The sequence below is a fragment of the Enterococcus avium ATCC 14025 genome (assembly GCF_000406965.1).
Taxonomy (GTDB): Bacteria; Bacillota; Bacilli; order Lactobacillales; family Enterococcaceae; genus Enterococcus_A; species Enterococcus_A avium.
The window spans coordinates 79,900-99,591 of record NZ_KE136365.1 but is presented as its reverse complement, the minus strand read 5'-3'; the positions used below and the strand labels follow the sequence as shown (position 1 = coordinate 99,591).

17 protein-coding genes are annotated in these 19,692 nt (G+C 40.8%); 13 read left to right on the top strand and 4 right to left on the bottom strand.

Features of this window, described 5'->3' with window-relative positions; genetic code table 11:
- The first annotated feature begins 32 nt into the window (after positions 1–32).
- Both OMU_RS16025 and OMU_RS16020 read left to right on the top strand, forming a co-directional pair.
- The gene (locus tag OMU_RS16025; RefSeq protein ID WP_016180908.1) at positions 33–1,247 is read left to right on the top strand and encodes an ammonium transporter; all 1,215 of its coding nucleotides are present in this window, start codon (positions 33–35) and stop codon (positions 1,245–1,247) included.
- 21 nt (positions 1,248–1,268) lie between these two features.
- A complete protein-coding gene (locus OMU_RS16020) occupies positions 1,269–1,613 on the top strand; it encodes a P-II family nitrogen regulator (RefSeq protein WP_016180907.1) in 345 nt (114 codons plus the stop codon).
- Between the two features lie 45 nt (positions 1,614–1,658).
- Here the strand turns inward: OMU_RS16020 and OMU_RS16015 are convergent, their stop codons facing one another.
- On the bottom strand, positions 1,659–2,198 hold the full coding sequence (locus OMU_RS16015; protein WP_016180906.1) for a PH domain-containing protein: 540 nt from the start codon (positions 2,196–2,198) through the stop codon (positions 1,659–1,661).
- A 584-nt stretch (positions 2,199–2,782) separates the two neighbouring features.
- Between OMU_RS16015 and OMU_RS16010 the strand changes: the two genes are divergently transcribed.
- The 6 genes from OMU_RS16010 (at position 2,783) to asnS (ending at position 10,398) form a co-directional block, all read left to right on the top strand.
- On the top strand, positions 2,783–3,886 hold the full coding sequence (locus OMU_RS16010; protein ID WP_016180905.1) for a baeRF6 domain-containing protein: 1,104 nt from the start codon (positions 2,783–2,785) through the stop codon (positions 3,884–3,886).
- A gap of 192 nt (positions 3,887–4,078) precedes the next feature.
- Positions 4,079–4,279 (top strand): cold-shock protein, encoded by a 201-nt coding sequence (locus tag OMU_RS16005; protein ID WP_010745638.1) that lies wholly within the window; start codon positions 4,079–4,081, stop codon positions 4,277–4,279.
- 255 nt (positions 4,280–4,534) lie between these two features.
- Positions 4,535–7,288 carry a helicase C-terminal domain-containing protein gene (locus OMU_RS16000; protein WP_016180904.1) on the top strand — a complete coding sequence of 918 codons (2,754 nt, stop codon included), beginning with the start codon at positions 4,535–4,537 and terminating at the stop codon, positions 7,286–7,288.
- A gap of 54 nt (positions 7,289–7,342) precedes the next feature.
- The gene (locus OMU_RS15995) at positions 7,343–7,846 is read left to right on the top strand and encodes a cell wall elongation regulator TseB-like domain-containing protein (protein ID WP_016180903.1); all 504 of its coding nucleotides are present in this window, start codon (positions 7,343–7,345) and stop codon (positions 7,844–7,846) included.
- Between the two features lie 27 nt (positions 7,847–7,873).
- The gene (locus tag OMU_RS15990; protein WP_016180902.1) at positions 7,874–9,061 is read left to right on the top strand and encodes a pyridoxal phosphate-dependent aminotransferase; all 1,188 of its coding nucleotides are present in this window, start codon (positions 7,874–7,876) and stop codon (positions 9,059–9,061) included.
- Between the two features lie 38 nt (positions 9,062–9,099).
- Complete coding sequence (gene asnS / locus OMU_RS15985) at positions 9,100–10,398, top strand: asparagine--tRNA ligase (protein WP_016180901.1); 1,299 nt, start codon at positions 9,100–9,102, stop codon at positions 10,396–10,398.
- A gap of 42 nt (positions 10,399–10,440) precedes the next feature.
- On the opposite strand, the gene OMU_RS15980 is transcribed toward asnS, so the two are convergent.
- From OMU_RS15980 to OMU_RS15970, 3 genes are all read right to left on the bottom strand, one after another.
- On the bottom strand, positions 10,441–10,641 hold the full coding sequence (locus OMU_RS15980; RefSeq protein ID WP_016180900.1) for a hypothetical protein: 201 nt from the start codon (positions 10,639–10,641) through the stop codon (positions 10,441–10,443).
- 28 nt (positions 10,642–10,669) lie between these two features.
- The gene (locus OMU_RS15975) at positions 10,670–10,918 is read right to left on the bottom strand and encodes a hypothetical protein (protein WP_016180899.1); all 249 of its coding nucleotides are present in this window, start codon (positions 10,916–10,918) and stop codon (positions 10,670–10,672) included.
- A gap of 74 nt (positions 10,919–10,992) precedes the next feature.
- Positions 10,993–11,631, bottom strand: a complete 639-nt coding sequence (locus tag OMU_RS15970; RefSeq protein ID WP_016180898.1) for a TetR/AcrR family transcriptional regulator — start codon at positions 11,629–11,631, stop codon at positions 10,993–10,995.
- A gap of 250 nt (positions 11,632–11,881) precedes the next feature.
- Here OMU_RS15970 and OMU_RS15965 point away from each other — a divergent pair, with 250 nt between their 5' ends.
- The 5 genes from OMU_RS15965 (at position 11,882) to OMU_RS15945 (ending at position 19,640) form a co-directional block, all read left to right on the top strand.
- The gene (locus tag OMU_RS15965; RefSeq protein ID WP_016180897.1) at positions 11,882–13,939 is read left to right on the top strand and encodes a heavy metal translocating P-type ATPase; all 2,058 of its coding nucleotides are present in this window, start codon (positions 11,882–11,884) and stop codon (positions 13,937–13,939) included.
- Between the two features lie 667 nt (positions 13,940–14,606).
- Positions 14,607–15,047, top strand: a complete 441-nt coding sequence (locus OMU_RS15960) for a CopY/TcrY family copper transport repressor (protein ID WP_016180896.1) — start codon at positions 14,607–14,609, stop codon at positions 15,045–15,047.
- Between the two features lie 42 nt (positions 15,048–15,089).
- Positions 15,090–15,299 carry a copper chaperone CopZ gene (copZ, locus tag OMU_RS15955; RefSeq protein ID WP_010745648.1) on the top strand — a complete coding sequence of 70 codons (210 nt, stop codon included), beginning with the start codon at positions 15,090–15,092 and terminating at the stop codon, positions 15,297–15,299.
- Positions 15,300–17,474, top strand: coding sequence for a heavy metal translocating P-type ATPase (locus OMU_RS15950; protein ID WP_016180895.1), 2,175 nt, complete (start codon positions 15,300–15,302; stop codon positions 17,472–17,474).
- Positions 17,475–17,528: 54 nt separating this feature from the next.
- On the top strand, positions 17,529–19,640 hold the full coding sequence (locus OMU_RS15945; RefSeq protein WP_016180894.1) for a heavy metal translocating P-type ATPase: 2,112 nt from the start codon (positions 17,529–17,531) through the stop codon (positions 19,638–19,640).
- The last annotated feature ends 52 nt before the right edge of the window (positions 19,641–19,692 follow it).

The following is a 19,692-nucleotide window of genomic DNA, read 5'->3' as shown; positions in this document are numbered from 1 at the left end:
ATACTTAACATAAAAAGAAATGGAGTGGTTTGATGGCAGCGAATATTGCATTTATTTTGATTTGTTCAGGATTAGTTTTTCTCATGACTCCCGCATTAGCATTTTTCTATGGTGGGCTAGAACGACGAAAAAATATTTTGAACACAATGATGATGGTCATTTGTACAATGGGACTAGCATCCTTGATTTGGATAGTGATTGGCTACTCGCTATCATTTAGTGGTGATGGAGATTTTATCGGAAATTTGGATAAAGTACTTTTCAATGGGGTCTCTATGACTAAAGGTGATGGAATTCCCGAAGGATTGTTTGCTTTCTTTCAAATGATGTTTGCCTTGATTACAACAGCGATTTTAACAGGATCAGTTGCTGGTCGGATGCGATTTTCTGCGATTTTTCTATTTATCGCGATTTGGTTGGTCGTGGTTTACTTTCCAATGGCACACATGGTTTGGGGCGGAGGCTTCCTTGATAAGATCGGCTCAATTGACTTTGCCGGAGGAAATGTCGTGCATATTAGTTCAGGAATTTCAGGGCTGGTTTTAGCAATCGTATTAGGTCGTCGTCGCGAGTACCATCTTGGTGATTATCGACCACACAATGTTCCTTTTGTTGTTTTGGGAACAGGGCTTTTATGGTTTGGCTGGTTTGGATTTAATGGCGGCTCAGCATTAGCTGCTGATGGTTTGGCAATTCATGCAATGATTACGACGAATACAGCGGCCGCCTGTGCGATGCTATCTTGGATGTTGATTGAGAAAATTTTAAATGGTAAACCAACTGTTGTTGGGGCATGTACAGGTGCTGTGGTAGGATTGGTCGCTATTACACCTGGGGCTGGCTTTGTATCAATTTGGTCTAGTCTGTTAATTGGTGCTTTAGTAAGTCCATTTTGTTTCTTCTTCATTTCAGTCATCAAGCAAAAGCTTGGGTTTGATGATGCTTTGGATGCGTTCGGTTGTCATGGTGTTGGCGGAATTTTTGGCGGAATTGTAACAGGAATTTTCGCTGATCCTTCAGTTGGTGGAAAAGTTGGGCTAATTTATGGTGAAACTCATTTATTTATCGCTCAAATTGAAAGTGTGCTGTTTACGCTGGTATTTGCTGGAGCAGCAAGCTATTTGATTATTTCATTAATTAGAGCCTTCATGCCTATTCGAGTATCACAACAGGAAGAAGCCCTAGGGTTGGATAAAATCGAGCATGATGAAAATGCTTATCCGACATTTATGGGAATGGATTCTTAAAAATAGCCTGAGGAGGACGCAATGAAAAAAGTTGAAGCGATTATTAGACAAGAAAAATTAGAGATGATCAAAGCAGCGATTGATCAAGAAATAGAAGTGAACGGGATGACAGTCAGTCAAGTATTAGGCTGTGGACTTCAAAAGGGGCAAAAAAGCCATGTTCGCGGACAAGAAGTTATCACTACGTTATTACCTAAAGTGTCGGTGAGTTTTATCTTAGCGGATGAAGATGTCGAGCGAGTGGTTGATTTGATCTTAGAAACGTGTCAATCGGAGGAATGCGGAACGGGAAAAATATTTGTTTATCCGATTGAAGAAGCGATACGCATTCGTACGCGTGAAACAGGTAAAGCAGCGATCCAATAAAAAAGCGCCTATCTAAGAAATTGTTTCCTTCTTAGATAGGTGTTTTTAATTAAGAATGTCTTCTTTTATTTTTGCGAATTCTGCTTCTGTTAAGATTCCTTGATCCAGTAATTCCTTCATCTTTAAAAGTTGTTCTGCTTTGCTTAATTGCTTTTCAGAGTTTTTTTCTTTAGTGACGAGTGGTATATTTTCCTTTAATTGTGTCAGTACTTTTGGAGCTTCTTCTTCTGTTAGGACAATTTTAATTGTTCCTTCTAAAGAAGCAATTTCCAATATATCTAAGCTGGTTACTTTGGTTAGTCGAAGGTCTTGGAGATTTGTCAAAGGAATGACTTTGAAATCATCACCGATCAACTTTTTTTGTCCTAGTATAAAACGTTGATCAGTCAAGGCGTAGGCATAAAATCCATCATTCTTTGTAGCAGATGTTCGATTGTGCAGTCCAATGAAGCAAATCAGTACCTCTTCATCCGTCCTTAGCTGCTTTTCTAAGACAGAAAAAAGTCTGACACCCCATTGACGATCTGAACCAGAGAAAAACCCGGTATCTTGACAGAATTGGTACATTTCCTCGGCAGTTTTCATGGTCCACCCCCTTGTTTTGTTAGTTTTAGTTTAGCAAAATTTGGAAACGCAAACAAATTTTTGTTGAGGGAAATGGATAGGCGTCACGCATACGATTCCACTAACGTATTGGAAGAGGCAACTGGCAGGCAGCTAATTCGTTTTAGCGTACTAACTTTTTTCAAAAACCGAAAAAAAGTTAATTTGATTCTCATCACGCATATCATCCAACTACCCGCCTCGTATCAATATCTAATTTGAGAATGAAATTTGTCAGTCTGACTTTGAGGAACTGCGAAAAGTTGGAATGACAAAAACCACCATAGCCGTCACTATGGTGGAAATGAAGGTTGTTATTTACTCTTGGTAGGAGTAAGTATGAAAAACCAATTCGGGATAATTGGTATAAATTCATGATAAAGCATTCAATCAATGAAATCATGAACGACTGTTTGTTAATCACTAAGAAATGTATTAGAAAAGACTTATGCAAATTACAGTAAAATTTTTAGGATTATTTCATAATGTAAGGGTTGCATTTCGTTTTAAGGAAATTGAGAGCTATGTTACACTTGGGTTGGAAGATTAAATAGGAGGGTACATTTATGGCAAATATCAGTAAAAAGTTACTAACTGAATTGACTTCAGAAGAAGCAACCGGTCCTTTTATCACATTTATGTTGAATACTCATCATGCGCATCAAGATGTTGAAAAAGATCAAATCATGTTTAAAAACTTTGCTAAAGAAGCGAAGCGACGCTTTGAGAAGAAGTACACTGATCACAGCTTTGAACCATTCCAAGAAAAAATCGATCAATTACTAGCAGATGGAGATTTTTGGCGCAGCGGAACAAAAAGTGTCGCAGTAATCCTAACTGCAAAAGAGATGTATGTTCATCGTTTAAGTATTGCAGTTGATGATCAATACTATGTAAGTGATCTGCCGTATCTTTTGGCAATCATTAAGAATGCACAATTCAACTATGCTTATTATTTAATGGCTTTAAATAGAGATTCTATGAAACTTTATTTTGTACGCAATAAAGAAGTCGAGCTGATCGAGCTTCCAGAAGATGCACCAAAGGATATCGTGACTGCTTTAGGTGACGAGCTGACTGGAGGAAATCTAAGTGTTTCTACAAGAGGCGGTGAGGCCGGTAGTATTCATGGAGTCAGTACGAAGGATGAAGAAGTTGAAATTGATTGGGTGAATTATTACCAAGCTGTCGATAATTTTCTGAAGGAATTAGAGAATCCGGATCAATTGCCAGTGTATCTTTTTGCTTTGCCAGAAAATCAAGCGCAATTCAAAAAAATTGCTAAAAATCCTTATTACTCAGATAAAGCAGCGATCAGTGGATCTCCTGCTCAGATGAATATCAATGATATTAAACAAGAAGCACAAAAAATAGCGGATCAGCTAGCAGAAGTGGAAACACAAACCTATCAAAAATTGATTAATAGAAAATTTATTGATCAATTGATTGATATCGTTCCAGCAGCGAAAGAAGGAAAAGTCTCCCATTTATTTATTGCGACCGCAAATCTTGTAGATGGGTTTGGCGAAGATCCCGACGTAGAATATGATCGTCGACAAGTATTGAACGAAATTGCCGACAATGTTATCAAAAATGGTGGACAGGTCTTTGTTCTAGACCAAAAGGATGCACCGGATGAGAAAAGCTTATTGGCGATCCTGCGGTATTAGAAACGAAATATTTCAAATATATTAAGAAAAAGTTTTTTGAGCGATAACCTAGTGTTATCGCTTTATCTATGTTATACTTCTAATTGTAGTTTTTGTACGGTAATATTGGCAAGTTTGTTTCAGACAACATCTTTCCTATTTCACCATTCAAGTAATTACAAATCAATTTTTTATCCTAGGAGGATGTTTAACATGGAACAAGGTACAGTAAAATGGTTCAACTCAGAAAAAGGCTACGGATTTATCACTGCTGAAAACGGAAACGACGTATTCGTTCATTTCTCAGCTATCCAAGGCGACGGCTTCAAAACTTTAGAAGAAGGTCAAGCAGTGACTTTCGACGTTGAAGAAGGCCAACGTGGACCTCAAGCTACAAACGTTAACAAAGCTTAATTATAGTAGACTTTTATGCCAGATGCGTAAGCATCTGGCTTTTTTTGTGATTTTTTACTTTAGATTTTGAAAAGGAAGGACTTATTTGTGAGTACGAAAGAAAGTCGAATCGTTTTAAACAAAGAACTTTCTTGTAGAAAGTGGTACTATTCAGATATAATGCGTGAGGTAAGCTAATAACAAACGGAGCATAAATCTTCGTCGATCACGTATAGTTCTTCTAATTATTACGAATCTGAGAAAGGAGGGGCGCAGGTGAAAAAAAATTATGCCGTTGTTGATATTGAAACGACTGGAACAGACCCTAAAACGGATCGAATCATTCAATTCGGTTGTGTATTAATTGAAGATGGGAAGATTGTCACGCATTTTTCGACTGATATCAATCCGGATCAACCGATCCCAGCGCAGATCCAAACGTTGACTGGAATCACGAATCAGCGAATCAAAAGGGCCCCCTATTTTGAAGACGTGGCGCAAACGATTACGAACTTATTAGCGGATACGATCTTTGTAGCTCACAATATTCATTTTGACTATCCCTTTTTAAGTAATGAATTAGAACGCTGTGGGATGCCGCCGCTGACGATTCCTGGTATTGATACTGTAGAATTAGCGCAAGTATTCATGCCTACCACTTTGAGCTTTCGCTTAAAGGATTTGGCAGAAGAACTGCATTTGGTTCATGAAAACCCGCATCAGGCTGATAGCGATGCAGATGTGACAGCGCAATTATTGCTGCACTTAGAAGCGAAAATAAAAGAGCTGCCAATCATTACCTTAGAAAAAATAGTTGATACTGCTGATCAGATGGCTTTTCAAACAAAGAATTACTTGGAAAATTGCTTAAGAGAGATGCAGGCCAATCCTAAACCATTATCAAAAGATTTAGCCATTATTCATGGTTTGGCTTTGCGAAAGAAACAGGTGCCGCTCTTTTCAGAGAATTATTTTGGTACGAAGGCTTATCCGCGTTCGCGAAAGGCGAAGGAGAAGGTCTATCAAGGTGAATTGGATTTTCGAAAAGAACAGGCTCGTTTGATGAACCTGGTGTATGATTTCTTTAATAAAAAGGATGACAAAAATGTTTTGGTGGAAGCCGCAACAGGAATCGGCAAGACACTAGGCTACTTGTTGCCTATGAGTTTTTTAGCAACACCAGAAAAGCCGATAGTTGTTAGTACGGTGTCTTTATTGCTGCAGGAACAGATTTTGAATCATGATCTGCCACTGTTCAATCGTTTATTGGATCAGCCTTTGCAGGCGGTGGTGATGAAAAGCAGTCGACATTATATTGATTTAGAACGCTTCTATCAAAGCTTTGAAAAGAAATCTGAGCAAAAGCAATATACTTTTTATCAAATGGCTTTGCTCGTTTGGCTCACCCAAACCGAGACCGGGGATTTTGATGAACTGAATATGACCAGTTTAAAGCATCCTTTTTGGCAAGAAGTAGCTCATTTAGGAACGCATACATTGAACCCTAATAGCCCTTTTTATGCGGTTGATTTTATTCGTCACCGTCAGAAAAAATTGACTCAAAGTAATTTAATTGTGACAAATCACGCTTACTTAGCCCAAGAGGATCAGCGCAAAGAGCCACAGCTGCCGAAGAGTCCTTATTTGATCATTGATGAGGCACATCATTTGAATCGGGTGTTGGAAAAAGTTACTAGCCAGCATTTTAATCTTCTAGCAATTCAACGCATGATCACTCATTTGTTCGATAATCAGCAATTTTCTGTTTGGCAAGCACTCGTACAAAAGGATCAACAGACGCAGCATCTACTTGAAATTTTTCAAGATGTATTGCAGGAATTGAATGAGGATTTGACTGATTTTTATCAAATTTTCAAGGACGAATACCCAACAGAAAATGAGCGGTTGATTACTAAAGATATGATCGATCAGCTTTCTCTAGCTGGCGAACAAGTTTTACAGCGTATCGGTCGTCTTTATCAGGACGCCTTGACGCTAGGGGATCAGTTGCAGGCGTATTTTACGATGTACAAAGAGACATTTGGTATCAAGGAACAGGCGGAGTGGAGTGACCTCCAATTATTGTTAGAGAATTTGGCTCAGCAACAGCAGGCGTTTGAGACCTTTAACGAAAAATGGGACGCTCGCTATATTCATTGGTTTAATGCGAAACGTAAAACCTTTCAAGTACAGGATTTAGATGCTTCATTGATCAGCCAGACAAAATGGTATGATCGCTATCAACAGATTCTTTATTTAGGCGGTACGCTAAAAATCGGCAGTGATCGTCATTATTTTGCGAAGCGCTGGGGAATTCCAGATGCCGCATTGAAAATCATTAGCAGTCCCTATGATTATGCCGAACAAGCGCGTTTGTATTTGCCGACTAATAGTATCAGTATCCAGTCGACCTCGCCTGATCAGTACGCGAATTACGTAGCGAGTGTCGTACATAAGATGGCAGAAAATCAAAAACGGCCGATCTTGGTTCTGTTTACTTCACACGATATCTTGAATCGTGTTTATCAGCGTGTGCGTGTCCCTTTACTAAACGAAGGCAGAGAAGTATTAGCTCAAGGTATCGGCGGCAGTCGTGAAAAACTGCTGAAGCGGTTCTTATTGTCTAAAGACGCGTTGCTGTTCGGTGCGGATAGTTTTTGGGAAGGGATAGATTTACCAGGAGATATTTTGCAGATTTTAATCGTAACACGTCTACCATTTGAAAATCCGCAGCGGCTTCAAGTAAAAGCGCGCAATGATTTTTTAGCAGCAGAAGGAATCAATCCCTTTTTCCAAGAAGCGGTTCCTCATGCTGCATTGCGATTGCGGCAAGCATTGGGACGCTTGATTCGCTCAGAAAAGGATAAGGGTGTGATGCTGTTATTAGATCAACGCTTTATCACTGCTGGCTATGGGGAAAAATTACGCAAAGCTTTGCCAAAAGAATTGCCGATCAAACAGCTACCGTTGGAAGAAATCTTACTTGAGACCGACCAATTTTTAAATTCTGACAAAAGTACAGAGAATTAATGAGGCGAAGCTCTTCTTTTGGTATAATGTAGATTGTCTGAGAGGAGTATGATTTTGGATACGAATAGTGCAGGACAACAACGGCTCAACCGATGGCTTTTAGGAATCGTGGCATTTTTACTGATTATCATTGTGGTAGCGACCATGATTTTTATTCGTTCAAATCGTCCGATGCAGCAAGCCAAAAGAGAGGCTGTTCAAATGGCAGAGAAATATGCCGATTTAAAAACGGTAGATCAATTCTATTGGTTTAACCGTGACAAAACGTATTTCACCGTCACTGGTGAAAGCAACTCTGGAGAAGCGATTATTGTGATCGTTCCAGAATCGGGGGAAAAAATCCGCGTTCTTAATCAAAAGGATGGTCTGACAGAGCAGCAAGCTGAAAAACGTTTTGAAAGTGATCACCCAGAGCTAATCTTTGAAAAGGCTGATCTGGGAATCTATCGCGACCAGACTGCTTGGGAGATTACTGCGAAAGATGAACAGGGCGCGATTTATTATTACTTGCTGGCATTTAATGACGGCAAGACGATCAAAGAGATCAAAAAAATTTAAAAAATCTTGGTAAGGGAGTTATCAGTTATGAAATTGTCACAGCGTGTAACAAACCTAGAACCGTCCGTCACTTTAGCCGCTACAGCTAAAGCCAAAGAGTTGAAGGCTCAAGGCTTAGATGTTATTAGTCTAACTGTCGGAGAACCGGATTTTACGACTCCGGAGAATATCGAGCAAGCTGCGATTGAAGGAATCAAGAGCGGAATGGTTAGTTTCTATACTGCTTCCGGCGGTACACCAGAATTAAAGACGGCAATTGTGGACTTTACGAAGAAGAATTACGATCTAACTATTGAGCCGAAGAACATCATCGTAACCAGCGGCGCAAAATTTGCGTTGTACACATTGTTCCAAACGATTTTGGACGCAGGCGATGAAGTGATTATCCCAGTGCCTTATTGGGTGAGTTACGGAGAGCAGGTTAAATTGGCACAGGGAATGCCGATTTTTGTTACTGGTGCTCAGGACAATGATTATAAGATAACCGTTGATCAACTTGAAGCAGCTCGGACTGAGAAGACAAAAGCGATTATTATTAATTCGCCGTCAAATCCTACAGGAATGATCTACACAGAAGATGAGCTGCGGGAAATTGGCGAATGGGCCGTCCGTCATGAACTGCTGATTGTCTCAGATGATATTTATGATCATCTTGTTTATAATGGGAACGAAGCGCCGCATATGGCTTCATTATCTGACGAGATTTTCCATCATACAGTGATCATCAACGGGGTATCAAAAACCTATTCTATGACCGGTTGGCGAATCGGTTATGCGATTGGGAATGCTGAGATCATTGGCGGAATGACGTCAATCGCCTCTCAAGCGACAAGTAATCCAACCTCCGTCAGCCAGGTAGCGGCTGTTGAAGCTTTAACTGGCGAACAAGAAACGGCAGAAAAAATGCGGCAAGCCTTTGAAGCGCGCTTAAATACGATCTATCCGAAGGTGGCTGATTTACCAGGCTTTAAGCTGAAAAAACCGCAAGGGGCATTTTATCTATTTCCAAATATCAAGGGAGCCATGGAGATGGGCGGCTATGACAATGTAACGACTTGGGTTAACGATCTGTTGGAGCAAGAACAAGTAGCGCTGGTAACTGGTGAAGGATTTGGATCTGATGATAGTGTACGGATGAGTTATTCAGCCAGCATGGAGGACTTAGAAGAAGCCGTTGTACGGATTCGCCGCTTTATTGAAAATAGTAAAAAGTAAAACATCAATTCGGGATAAATAAGTTAGGAGAGACATTTGTGGAACAAATTCAAATCATTGATGCCAAGAATCATGTTGGCGAAACAGTAAAAATCGGTGCTTGGGTCGCTAATAAGCGTTCAAGCGGAAAAATCTCTTTTTTACAATTGCGTGATGGAACGGCTTATTTCCAAGCAGTTGTTGTAAAAAGTGAAGTGTCAGAAGAGGTCTTTCATTTAGCCAAAGAATTGACGCAAGAAACATCAATCATTGTGACTGGAGAAATTCGGGAAGATACTCGTTCAAAATTCGGGTATGAACTAGGTGTGAAAGAGATCGAAGTGATCGGTGAAAGCCATGACTATCCCATTACACCAAAAGAACACGGTGTTGATTTCTTGATGGATCATCGTCACTTATGGTTGCGTTCGTCACAACAGCACGCGATCATGCTAATTCGTAACGAAGTGATTCGTGCGACCTATGAATTCTTTAACAACAACGGCTTCGTGAAAGTTGATCCGCCGATTTTGACAGGTTCAGCTCCTGAAGGCACCAGCGACTTATTTGAAACGAACTATTTTGACCATAAGGCTTATTTATCTCAAAGTGGACAATTGTATATGGAAGCAGCCGCAATGGCACTAGGAAAAGTATTTTCATTTGGTCCAACTTTCCGTGCAGAAAAATCAAAAACACGCCGTCACTTAATTGAGTTTTGGATGATTGAACCAGAAATGGCCTTCATGCACCAAGAGGATAGCCTAGAGGTTCAAGAACAGTACGTTGCTTACTTAGTTCAAAACGTATTGGATAATTGCGATTACGCGTTAGATGTACTGGGCCGTGACAAAGAAATTTTGAAGAACTATACAAAACTTCCTTATCCGCGAATCTCTTATGATGATGCCGTAGAATTATTGAAGAAAAATGGTTTTGATGATATCGAATGGGGCGATGATTTCGGTTCGCCGCATGAAACCTTTATCGCGAACTCCTTTGACCGCCCAGTCTTCATTTTAAATTATCCAAAGGCGATCAAACCATTCTACATGAAACCACATCCAACTCGGGAAGATGTTGTCATCTGTGCGGACTTGATTGCGCCTGAAGGCTATGGTGAAATTATCGGCGGTTCAGAACGTGCAACGGATTATGATTTCTTGTTAGAACAAATCCGTGAGCATAATCTTAGTGAAGAAGAATACTCATGGTATTTAGATTTACGCAGATATGGTACTGTTCCACACTCAGGTTTTGGTTTAGGCCTTGAACGAACGATTACCTTTATTGCTGGGATCGATCATGTGCGTGAGGCTATTCCATTCCCACGTCTGTTGAACCGTATTTATCCATAATTGAAATAGAGCAAAAGCGTCGAGGATAGCCTCGACGCTTTTTTAAAATCCAATTTTTTCTATTAATGATCCTTGTTTGTCATCTTCATGTTGGAAGTAGATTGATTCATTCTCGGAAGCATTTTCTTTGAGATTCGTAGTAACAACAGTTTTCACTTCTTCTTTGTCGATGTTCTTTTCGACGATTTGCGAAGTCGCACCTAGAGTAATGAGTGCCACTGCGATGATAGTAAGTTTTTTCATTTTATTTTCCTCTTTTCATTTTTTTAGGTTAAAAGAATTTATGTTTAATTTGTTTTTTCACTGTGTCAAAGAACTGGGTCATTACTTTTGAGCAGGTTTCTTCTGGCAAATGAGTTTCAGCAGTGATAAAGTCGATGATTGCAGCTAAGTGTTTGCTGGAGTACCGAGTAATATTTTCGTTGCAATAGTGTTCGTAGCTTTTTAAAATGCTTTCGATTGTCATAGCGTCTTCGTTTGTTTGGATAGCTAGTGTTTCCATCATTTCTGTATTGTTCATAGTAAATTCCTCTTTCTTGACCGACTGTCGGTCACTTTAGTTTTAAATGTTAAACTCAACAGGTTTTGTTGAGCTTATGGGATAAAGATTTTTTGTAATTGTTCGGTAGTTTGATCGTAAGGATGGATTTCTGGGTTCACATCCAAGGTTTTGTAAATTAAATCTGTTGCAGCAATGATTCGGTTTTGAATGATTTCAGGTGGTAATTTTTCAATTTCGTCAAACATCGTTTGAATCCCGGCGATTAAGAATTGGATACTCTCCAGCGGATAAGCTGTGTTGAATTCTCCTTGCTGTCTGCCAACTTCAATCATTTCTGCTAAGACGGGACAAACTTGATTGATGGTACCGGCTAGCGCTCGCTGTTTCATTAAGGAATTCTCCGGCATTTGGAATTTGTCGACGATTTCTTCTTTTCGTTCATCTTCCTGACTATTTTGTGCAAGGAAGGTGATGAGCTTTTCTAGTGCTGATCCATTTGAAGCTTGGATTTCTTTCGCTCTTGAAATTTCTTGATCAATGATTTGACCAATGACGGCATCTAAGACTTCTTCTTTTGAAACGAAGTAATGATAGAAGGTCCCTTTCGCGATGCCGATTCGTTTCAGAATGTCATTGACGGTTGTTTTGTTGAATCCTTTGGTTAAGAAGAATTCTTCGGCGGTGATGATGATCTCATTTCTTCGTTCATCATGCTCTTTTACGATGCGCATGTCTTACCTCCTTTCTTTAAACCGACTGTCGGTCGTTGCTTCTGACTTAATAATACCGACCGCGGGTCTAGAAGTCAACCACTTTTTTTAAAAAAAGTTCCTTATTTAATAGAAATACTTTCATATCAGGGTTTATACTGTTAAATTATTTTTGAAAAAGCTTTCTTTTCCGCTTGACACATGAATAGTCGCTCATATATAATATACATGAAGAAACATTCATATGTAATTTTAGAGAGAAGGGTATCTCATGGAAAAAGTATATCGTTTGGATGGGTTGGATTGTGCTAACTGTGCAGCAAAAATCGAGCGTTCCGTCCAACAAATTAAAGGGGTAGAAAATGCGCAGGTTGATTTTATGAGCACGAAGCTAACGATTCAAGCGCCTGAAAAGGAAATCGCGCGGGTTTGCGAGGAAGCTAAAGAGGTCGTGAACAAATTAGAGCCAGATGTTGAAGTGAATAGCGTGCAAACAGAAAAAGTCGAAGAGAGTTCTAAAGGGAAAATCATTCAAATTTGTATGGCAATTTTAGCGTTAGGCGTGTTAGTTATTGTTAAACCAACAATGCCTTGGGAGTTCATCGCTTATCTGATTTTATATTTATGGATTGGTTACGATGTTTTGAAGACTGCGATAACAAATATTTTTCATGGTGAAATCTTCGACGAAAATTTCTTGATGGCTGTGGCAACGATTGGTGCGATTGCGATCGGTGAATATCCTGAGGCTGTGGCAGTGATGTTGTTTTACCAAGTCGGAGAATTTTTCCAAGATTATGCTGTGGCAAAATCAAGAAAATCCATCAGTTCCCTATTGGCGATACGTCCTGATTCGGCGAACTTAATCCAAAATGGCGAAGTAAGAAAGGTTGCGCCGGAAACAATTCGTGTTGGCGATCAGATTTTAGTTAAGCCTGGGGAGAAGGTCCCATTAGATGGGATCGTCAAAGAAGGACGTTCGATGCTGGATACTTCGGCGTTGACTGGTGAATCCGTCCCACGTAGTATCAATGCGGGTGAACAAATACTTAGCGGATTCATTAATCAAAGCGGACAATTGACGGTGGAGGTCACGACGACTTTTGGTGAATCGACCGTCAGCAAGATTTTAGACTTAGTTGAAAATGCCAGCAGTAAAAAGGCGCCGGCGGAAAACTTTATTACCAGTTTTGCCCGCTACTACACACCGATCGTTGTTGGTCTGGCTGTGTTGTTAGCAATTGTGCCGCCGTTAGTTATGGGTGAACCTTTTTATGGTTGGGTGTATCGAGCGTTGACTTTCTTAGTTATTTCTTGCCCTTGTGCTTTGGTGATCTCCGTACCGTTGAGCTTCTTTGGCGGAATCGGTGGCGCTAGTAAAGCTGGGATCTTGATTAAAGGAAGTAACTACATTGAAACGTTGGCGAATGTGGAAACGCTGGTCTTTGATAAAACCGGAACCTTGACTAAAGGCGTTTTCGAAGTTCAAAAGGTGGAAACAACGATCAATCAAAAGGATTTCTTACGCTATGTTGCCAGCGCTGAACAAAGCTCCAGTCATCCAATTGCACAATCAATTGTGAAGTACGTGGACCAACCGTTATCACCAGTTAGTAAATTGGAAGAAATTGCCGGCTTTGGGATTTCCGTTGAGATTGAAGGGCATCATTTCTTAGTCGGGAATGAAAAGCTGTTAGCGAAATACGATATTCCCTTCCAAGCAGTTAATGAAATCGGCACGATCGTTTATGTGGCAATGGACGGAAAATACATTGGTCATCTATTGATCGCGGATGAACTGAAGGACAATGTCTCAGAAGCCTTATCAGAAGTGAAAAGCTTAGGTGTGAAACGGACGGTGATGCTGACAGGTGATAACCGGATGATCGCAGATGCGATTGGCAAGAAGGTCGGGATTGATCAGGTCTACAGTGAATTGTTGCCGGAAGATAAGGTCAATCATTTGGAAGCAGAATTGTCTGATGAGCAAAAGACCGCCTTTGTCGGTGATGGAATGAATGACGCGCCTGTATTAGCTCGAGCAGATATCGGGATCGCTATGGGGGGACTTGGTTCGGATGCAGCGATCGAAGCAGCGGATGTCGTGATCATGGATGATCAGCCAGCTAAAATTCCGGTTGCAATCCAAATTGCTCGCAAGACGATGGGCATTGTGAAACAAAATATCGTTTTTGCGATCGGAGTGAAGGTCATCGTTCTATTGCTAGGTGCTCTAGGATTTGCAACGATGTACGCCGCTGTATTTGCTGATGTTGGTGTGACAGTGATCGCAGTGTTGAATGCGATGCGTTGTTTGCGAGTGAAATAAGATTATATAGAAGAAAAGGCTTTGCGACTATTTCTAGTTGCAGAGCCTTTTTGCCAGTCATGCTTTTCGCAGTTTTTATGGAAAGAGAATCGTTTAATACGGAAAAAGAAATTTTTATACGTCCAGTTTAGCATGATGGTATGCGAACGAAAAAAAGCTCATTTTTCTTGGTTTTGGAAAAATGAATTTCTTAATTGAATGAGTTAGCTGCCAGTCATGCTTTTCGCAGTTTTTATGGAAAGAGGATCGTTTAATACGGAAAAAGAAATTTTTATACGTCCAGTTTAGCATGATGGTATGCGAACGAAAAAAAGCTCATTTTTCTTGGTTTTGGAAAAATGAATTTCTTAATTGAATGAGTTAGCTGCCAGTCATGCTTTTCGCAGTTTTTATGGAAAGAGGATCGTTTAATACGGAAAAAGAAATTTTTATACGTCCAGTTTAGCATGATGGTATGCGAACGAAAAAAAGCTCATTTTTCCTGATTTTAGAAAAATGAATTTCCTAATTGAATGAGTTAGCTGCCAGTTTCCCTTTTCGTAATATGAATGAGTAGTGTGTATGTTGGAGGTAGTTAAAAAAATTTCGCTTATCAGTTGACTAAAACAGATTACAAATGTAAACTGTGTTTGTAGATTACAAATGTAAACGAAGGAGGCGAAGAGTAATGACAATGACGGTGACACCGATCAAAATCAGTGACTCGGAGTGGGAAGTCATGCGGGTAATTTGGACGCAGGAATCTACTACAGCGCAAGAAATTATTGATATTTTAGGACAAACCATGGATTGGAAACCAGCGACGATCAAAACATTGCTGGGTCGATTAGTAAAAAAAGAAGCAGTTCGGACAGAGCAAGCTGGGAAAAAATACATTTATTATCCGGCAATCAGTGAAGGCGAAACGGTCAAAAGTGCGACGGAAAATTTGTTTTCTCATATTTGTGCGAAACGAATCGGCGAAACAATCGCGGAGTTAGTTGCGGAAGCGGAACTGACAGATGCAGATGTGGAAATGATCAAAGCGCAGTTAATTAATAAGAAAACTGTAGCCACGATCGAATGCAATTGTATTCCCGGTCAGTGTGAATGCAATCATCATAAATAATTGGCGACAGCCATAAAAAAATAGGAATGGGAGATCATTATTATGAAAAAACAATTTGCAATCAACGGAATGAGCTGTAATCACTGCGTAGCGAACGTGGAAAAGGCGATCAATCAATTAGATGGGATCGATAAGGTCAAAATCAATTTAAAGAAGAATCAAGGCGTTGTTAAATTCGATGAAGCGCAAGTTTCCGCAGACCAAATTGCTGCAGCAGTGACTGAAGCTGGGTATGAAACTGAGGTGATCTAATTGGCAGACACGACAGTAGAAACATTTGCCATCACTGGCATGACCTGTGCCAATTGTTCTGCTCGAGTAGAGAAGGAGCTGAAAGCAACAGAAGGTGTGCTAGAGGCGAATGTGAATCTGGCAACGGAAAAGGCAACCGTTCAGTTTGATGGAAACTTGACGGCGGAAAATTTAATTCAACGAGTTGAGGCTATTGGCTATGGCGCGATTTTGTTTGATGAGGCGCATAAGCAAAAAATCCAAGAAGAAAAGGCCGCTTACCTTGGAAAGATGAAGCGGGATTTGATTTTAAGTGCGGTACTAACAGCTCCTTTGATGATTGCCATGATCGCGATGCTTTTAGGCAGTCATGCAGGCTGGGTACACTTTTTACACCTTCCATTAGTTCAATTAATTCTAGTGACACCTGTGCAATTTGGTGTTGGGCAGCGTTTTTATCGCGGGGCATATCATGCGTTGAAAACCAAAGCTCCGAATATGGATGTGCTGGTAGCGATGGGAACCTCGGCTGCTTTTGCGTTAAGTGTGTATAATGGTTTCTTCAATCCTCACAATTCAGATCTGTATTTTGAAAGCAGCGGCATGATTATCACCTTGATCTTGTTAGGGAAGTATTTAGAACAAAAAGCTAAGACCAAGACCAGTGATGCGATCAAGCAGTTAATGAGTCTGCAAGCCAAGACGGCAATGATTGTTGTGGCAGGCGAAGAAAAGGAAGTACCAATCGAAGAGGTACAGGTTGGTGACATTTTGAGGGTTCGTCCTGGGGAACAAATTCCGGTAGATGGAAAGATTTTAAAAGGACAGACAACGATTGATGAAAGCATGCTTACCGGGGAAAGCTTACCAGTGGATAAACAGGTAGACGATCAAGTGTTTGGCGGCACCGTTAATACCACAGGCAGCATTCAATTTAGTGCTACACAAGTCGGCAGTATGACCGTCCTTTCACGGATTATCCGGATGGTGGAGGATGCGCAGGGTGAAAAAGCACCGATCCAGCAGATCGCGGACAAAATCTCTAGTATTTTTGTTCCGACAGTATTGGGATTGGCGTTACTTACGTTGCTCGCGACCGGTTTAGTGACTGGTGATTGGCAACAGGCCATCGTCCATAGCGTCTCTGTGCTGGTGATTGCGTGTCCATGTGCACTTGGTTTAGCGACACCGACAGCTATTATGGTAGGAACGGGTTTAGGCGCGAAATCAGGAATTCTGATTAAGGGCGGCGGCGCGTTAGAAAAAATTGCTCACCTGACAACAATCGTTTTGGACAAAACTGGAACGATTACAGAAGGCAAGCCAGTAGTAGCAGATTTTGAAGCAGTGGATCCGCAGGCCTTGGCTTATTTAACAAGTCTAGAACAGCATTCAGAGCATCCTTTGGCAAAAGCAATCTATCATTATGGAAAAGATCAGGTTGAAATCTTGCCCGTCGACAATTTTGAGAGCTTAACAGGGCAAGGCGTTACCGGCGTAATCAATGGGCAATCCTATTTTGTTGGTTCAAAACGCGGCTTGAAAGAGCGAAACATTTCATTTCCTGAAGATCGTGTGTTAGCGTTAGAAGAAGAAGGAAAAACGGTGATGTTCTTAACTGACAGTAAGAAAATGCTGGCAATGATCTCGGTAACGGATCAAGTCAAAGCGTCTTCTAAAGCCGCTATTGCTGCTCTTCATCAATCAGGAATCAAGGTAAAAATGCTGACAGGTGATAATCCTCAGACAGCGCAATATATTGGTGAACAGGTTGGCTTACAGGCATCAGATATCGTTGCAGAAGTTTTACCGGAGGATAAGGCTCAGGTTGTTAAAGAGCTTCAGTCTAATGGTCAATCGGTCGGGATGGTCGGCGATGGGATCAATGATGCGCCTGCACTGGCTTTAGCAGATATCGGCATTGCCATGGGCAGTGGTACAGATATCGCGATGGAGACCGCCGATATTACCTTAATGAACAGCGATCTTTTGTCGGTTGAAAAGAGTATTCATCTATCCAAATTAACCTTAAGAAAAATCAAGCAAAATTTATTCTGGGCGTTTTTATACAATGTGATTGGGATTCCTTTTGCTGCTTTAGGCTTTTTGAATCCTATCATTGCCGGCGGTGCGATGGCCTTTAGTTCGGTCAGTGTGCTGCTCAATTCTCTTAGTTTGAATCAAAAGAAGCTTTAACAGAAAGTAATTCTCTCAGGATAAGAATGCTGTAAAAAATAGGAGGCATGCAACATGAAACAAGGAGATCAAATGGATGAATCGATGAAAATGGACCATTCCAAGCATGATCATCACGAAATGAATCATTCAATGAATGGACACGATCATCACAATATGAATCAGGAAATGAGTGGACATGACCATCACGAGATGGCGCATGGAGGCATGGATCATTCGATGCATATGGGAAATTTCAAACAAAAATTTTGGCTCTCACTTGTTTTATCGATTCCGATCATCGTTCTTTCGCCGATGATGGGAATGCAGTTGCCCTTCCAATTCACTTTTCCGGGTTCTGAGTGGGTTGTTCTAGTGTTAGCAACTGTTCTGTTTGTTTACGGCGGACAACCCTTCTTGAGTGGGGCGAAAATGGAGCTGAAGATGAAGAGTCCAGCTATGATGACGTTGATCGCAATGGGCATTACAGTTGCTTACATCTATAGTTTGTATTCCTTTATTGCCAATAAGTTGAATCCTCATGAGCACGTGATGGATTTCTTCTGGGAGTTGGCAACACTGATTATCATTATGCTCTTAGGTCATTGGGTCGAAATGAACGCCGTATCCAATGCCAGCAATGCCTTGAAAAAGTTAGCAGAATTACTGCCGGACGAGGTGAATCAGATCCAAGAAGATGGCTCCACACAAAAGGTCAAGCTTCAGGAAATCAAGAGTGGTGACATGCTCTTAGTTCGTGCTGGAGATAAAATGCCGACCGATGGACAGATCATCAAAGGGACAACGATTGTCGATGAATCGGCTGTGACCGGTGAATCCAAAGGTGTTCAAAAGAACGTCGGTGACACAGTCATTGGCGGTTCGGTCAACGGTGATGGTACGATCAGAGTAAAGGTCACTGGCACTGGCGAAGATGGTTACCTTGCCAAGGTCATGACAATGGTACAGCAAGCTCAGCAGGAAAAATCAAAATTAGAATCAATTTCAGATAAAGTAGCGAAATGGTTATTCTACATTGCGTTAGTTGCTGGGCTTCTAACTTTTACTGTCTGGCTGTTTGTAGCGGATTTGCCACAAGCATTGGATCGAATGGTTACCGTTTTTGTCATCGCTTGTCCGCATGCTTTAGGTTTAGCGATTCCTTTAGTGATCGCTCGTTCCACCTCATTAGCGGCTAAAAATGGCTTGCTGCTGAAAAGTCGTCAAGCCTTGGAACAGGGAAATCAATTAGATTATGTTTTTCTTGATAAAACAGGCACCTTAACAGAGGGTAAGTTTACGGTGACAGGGATTGAGAAATTGGCAGAGACAAGTAAAGAAGAGGCGCTGAAATATATCGGAGCCCTTGAAGCGCAAACCAACCATCCCCTTGCTGTTGGCGTTATGAATTATTTGAAAGCTGAAGGTATTGACCCTTATCAAGCACAAGAGGTGTCGACCTTAAAGGGAATCGGTGTAAGCGGGACAGTAGAAGGTCATCAGGTCATTTTAGCGAATCAAAAAGAAATCGAACGCCGTGCATTGAGCTTTGATCAAGAAAAATTGAAGGAGTACCAAGCACAGGGAAATACGATTTCCTTCCTATTAATTGATGAAGAGCTGGTTGCTTTCTTTGCGATGGGAGACTCGATAAAGCCACAAGCCAAAGCGTTCATCAAAGACTTGCGTAATGCTGGAATCGAACCTGTTATGCTGACTGGAGACAATCAAGAGGCTGCAAAAGCAGTGGCTGATTATCTGGGTCTTAAAGAATTTTTTGGCGAGCTATTACCAGATGATAAAGAAAAAATTATTAAACGCTACACCGATGATGGTAAGAAAGTCATGATGGTAGGAGATGGGATCAATGATGCTCCTGCTTTAGCTAGAGCGACAATCGGAATGGCGATCGGTGCTGGAACTGATATTGCGATTGATTCGGCTGACGTTGTGTTGACTAATAGCAATTTACAGGATATTTTAAAATTTGTCCGTTTGGCGAAGAAAACACATCGTAAAATGATACAAAATCTTTGGTGGGGTGCCGGTTATAATATTTTAGCAATCCCTTTAGCGGCAGGTATTTTAGCACCTATCGGAATTTTACTGAGTCCCGCTATTGGTGCGATTTTAATGTCCTTAAGTACGATTATTGTGGCGATAAATGCTATGACTTTACGCGTCTGAGAATTCAGACGCTTTTTTTTTTGAAAAAAAGTTGATAAAAAACTTTGTGTCT

What these genes read in the sequence shown, in the direction of transcription:
- OMU_RS16010 (WP_016180905.1), top strand. Translation starts at nt 2,783, where the DNA reads ATGGCAAATATCAGTAAAAAGTTACTAACTGAATTGACTTCAGAAGAA.
- OMU_RS15980 (WP_016180900.1), bottom strand. Translation starts at nt 10,641, where the DNA reads ATGAAAAAACTTACTATCATCGCAGTGGCACTCATTACTCTAGGTGCG.
- OMU_RS15970 (WP_016180898.1), bottom strand. Translation starts at nt 11,631, where the DNA reads ATGCGCATCGTAAAAGAGCATGATGAACGAAGAAATGAGATCATCATC.
- OMU_RS16025 (WP_016180908.1), top strand. Translation starts at nt 33, where the DNA reads ATGGCAGCGAATATTGCATTTATTTTGATTTGTTCAGGATTAGTTTTT.
- copZ (WP_010745648.1), top strand. Translation starts at nt 15,090, where the DNA reads ATGAAAAAACAATTTGCAATCAACGGAATGAGCTGTAATCACTGCGTA.
- OMU_RS15945 (WP_016180894.1), top strand. Translation starts at nt 17,529, where the DNA reads ATGAAACAAGGAGATCAAATGGATGAATCGATGAAAATGGACCATTCC.
- OMU_RS15975 (WP_016180899.1), bottom strand. Translation starts at nt 10,918, where the DNA reads ATGAACAATACAGAAATGATGGAAACACTAGCTATCCAAACAAACGAA.
- OMU_RS15965 (WP_016180897.1), top strand. Translation starts at nt 11,882, where the DNA reads ATGGAAAAAGTATATCGTTTGGATGGGTTGGATTGTGCTAACTGTGCA.
- OMU_RS16015 (WP_016180906.1), bottom strand. Translation starts at nt 2,198, where the DNA reads ATGAAAACTGCCGAGGAAATGTACCAATTCTGTCAAGATACCGGGTTT.
- OMU_RS15990 (WP_016180902.1), top strand. Translation starts at nt 7,874, where the DNA reads ATGAAATTGTCACAGCGTGTAACAAACCTAGAACCGTCCGTCACTTTA.
- OMU_RS16005 (WP_010745638.1), top strand. Translation starts at nt 4,079, where the DNA reads ATGGAACAAGGTACAGTAAAATGGTTCAACTCAGAAAAAGGCTACGGA.
- OMU_RS16020 (WP_016180907.1), top strand. Translation starts at nt 1,269, where the DNA reads ATGAAAAAAGTTGAAGCGATTATTAGACAAGAAAAATTAGAGATGATC.
- OMU_RS15960 (WP_016180896.1), top strand. Translation starts at nt 14,607, where the DNA reads ATGACAATGACGGTGACACCGATCAAAATCAGTGACTCGGAGTGGGAA.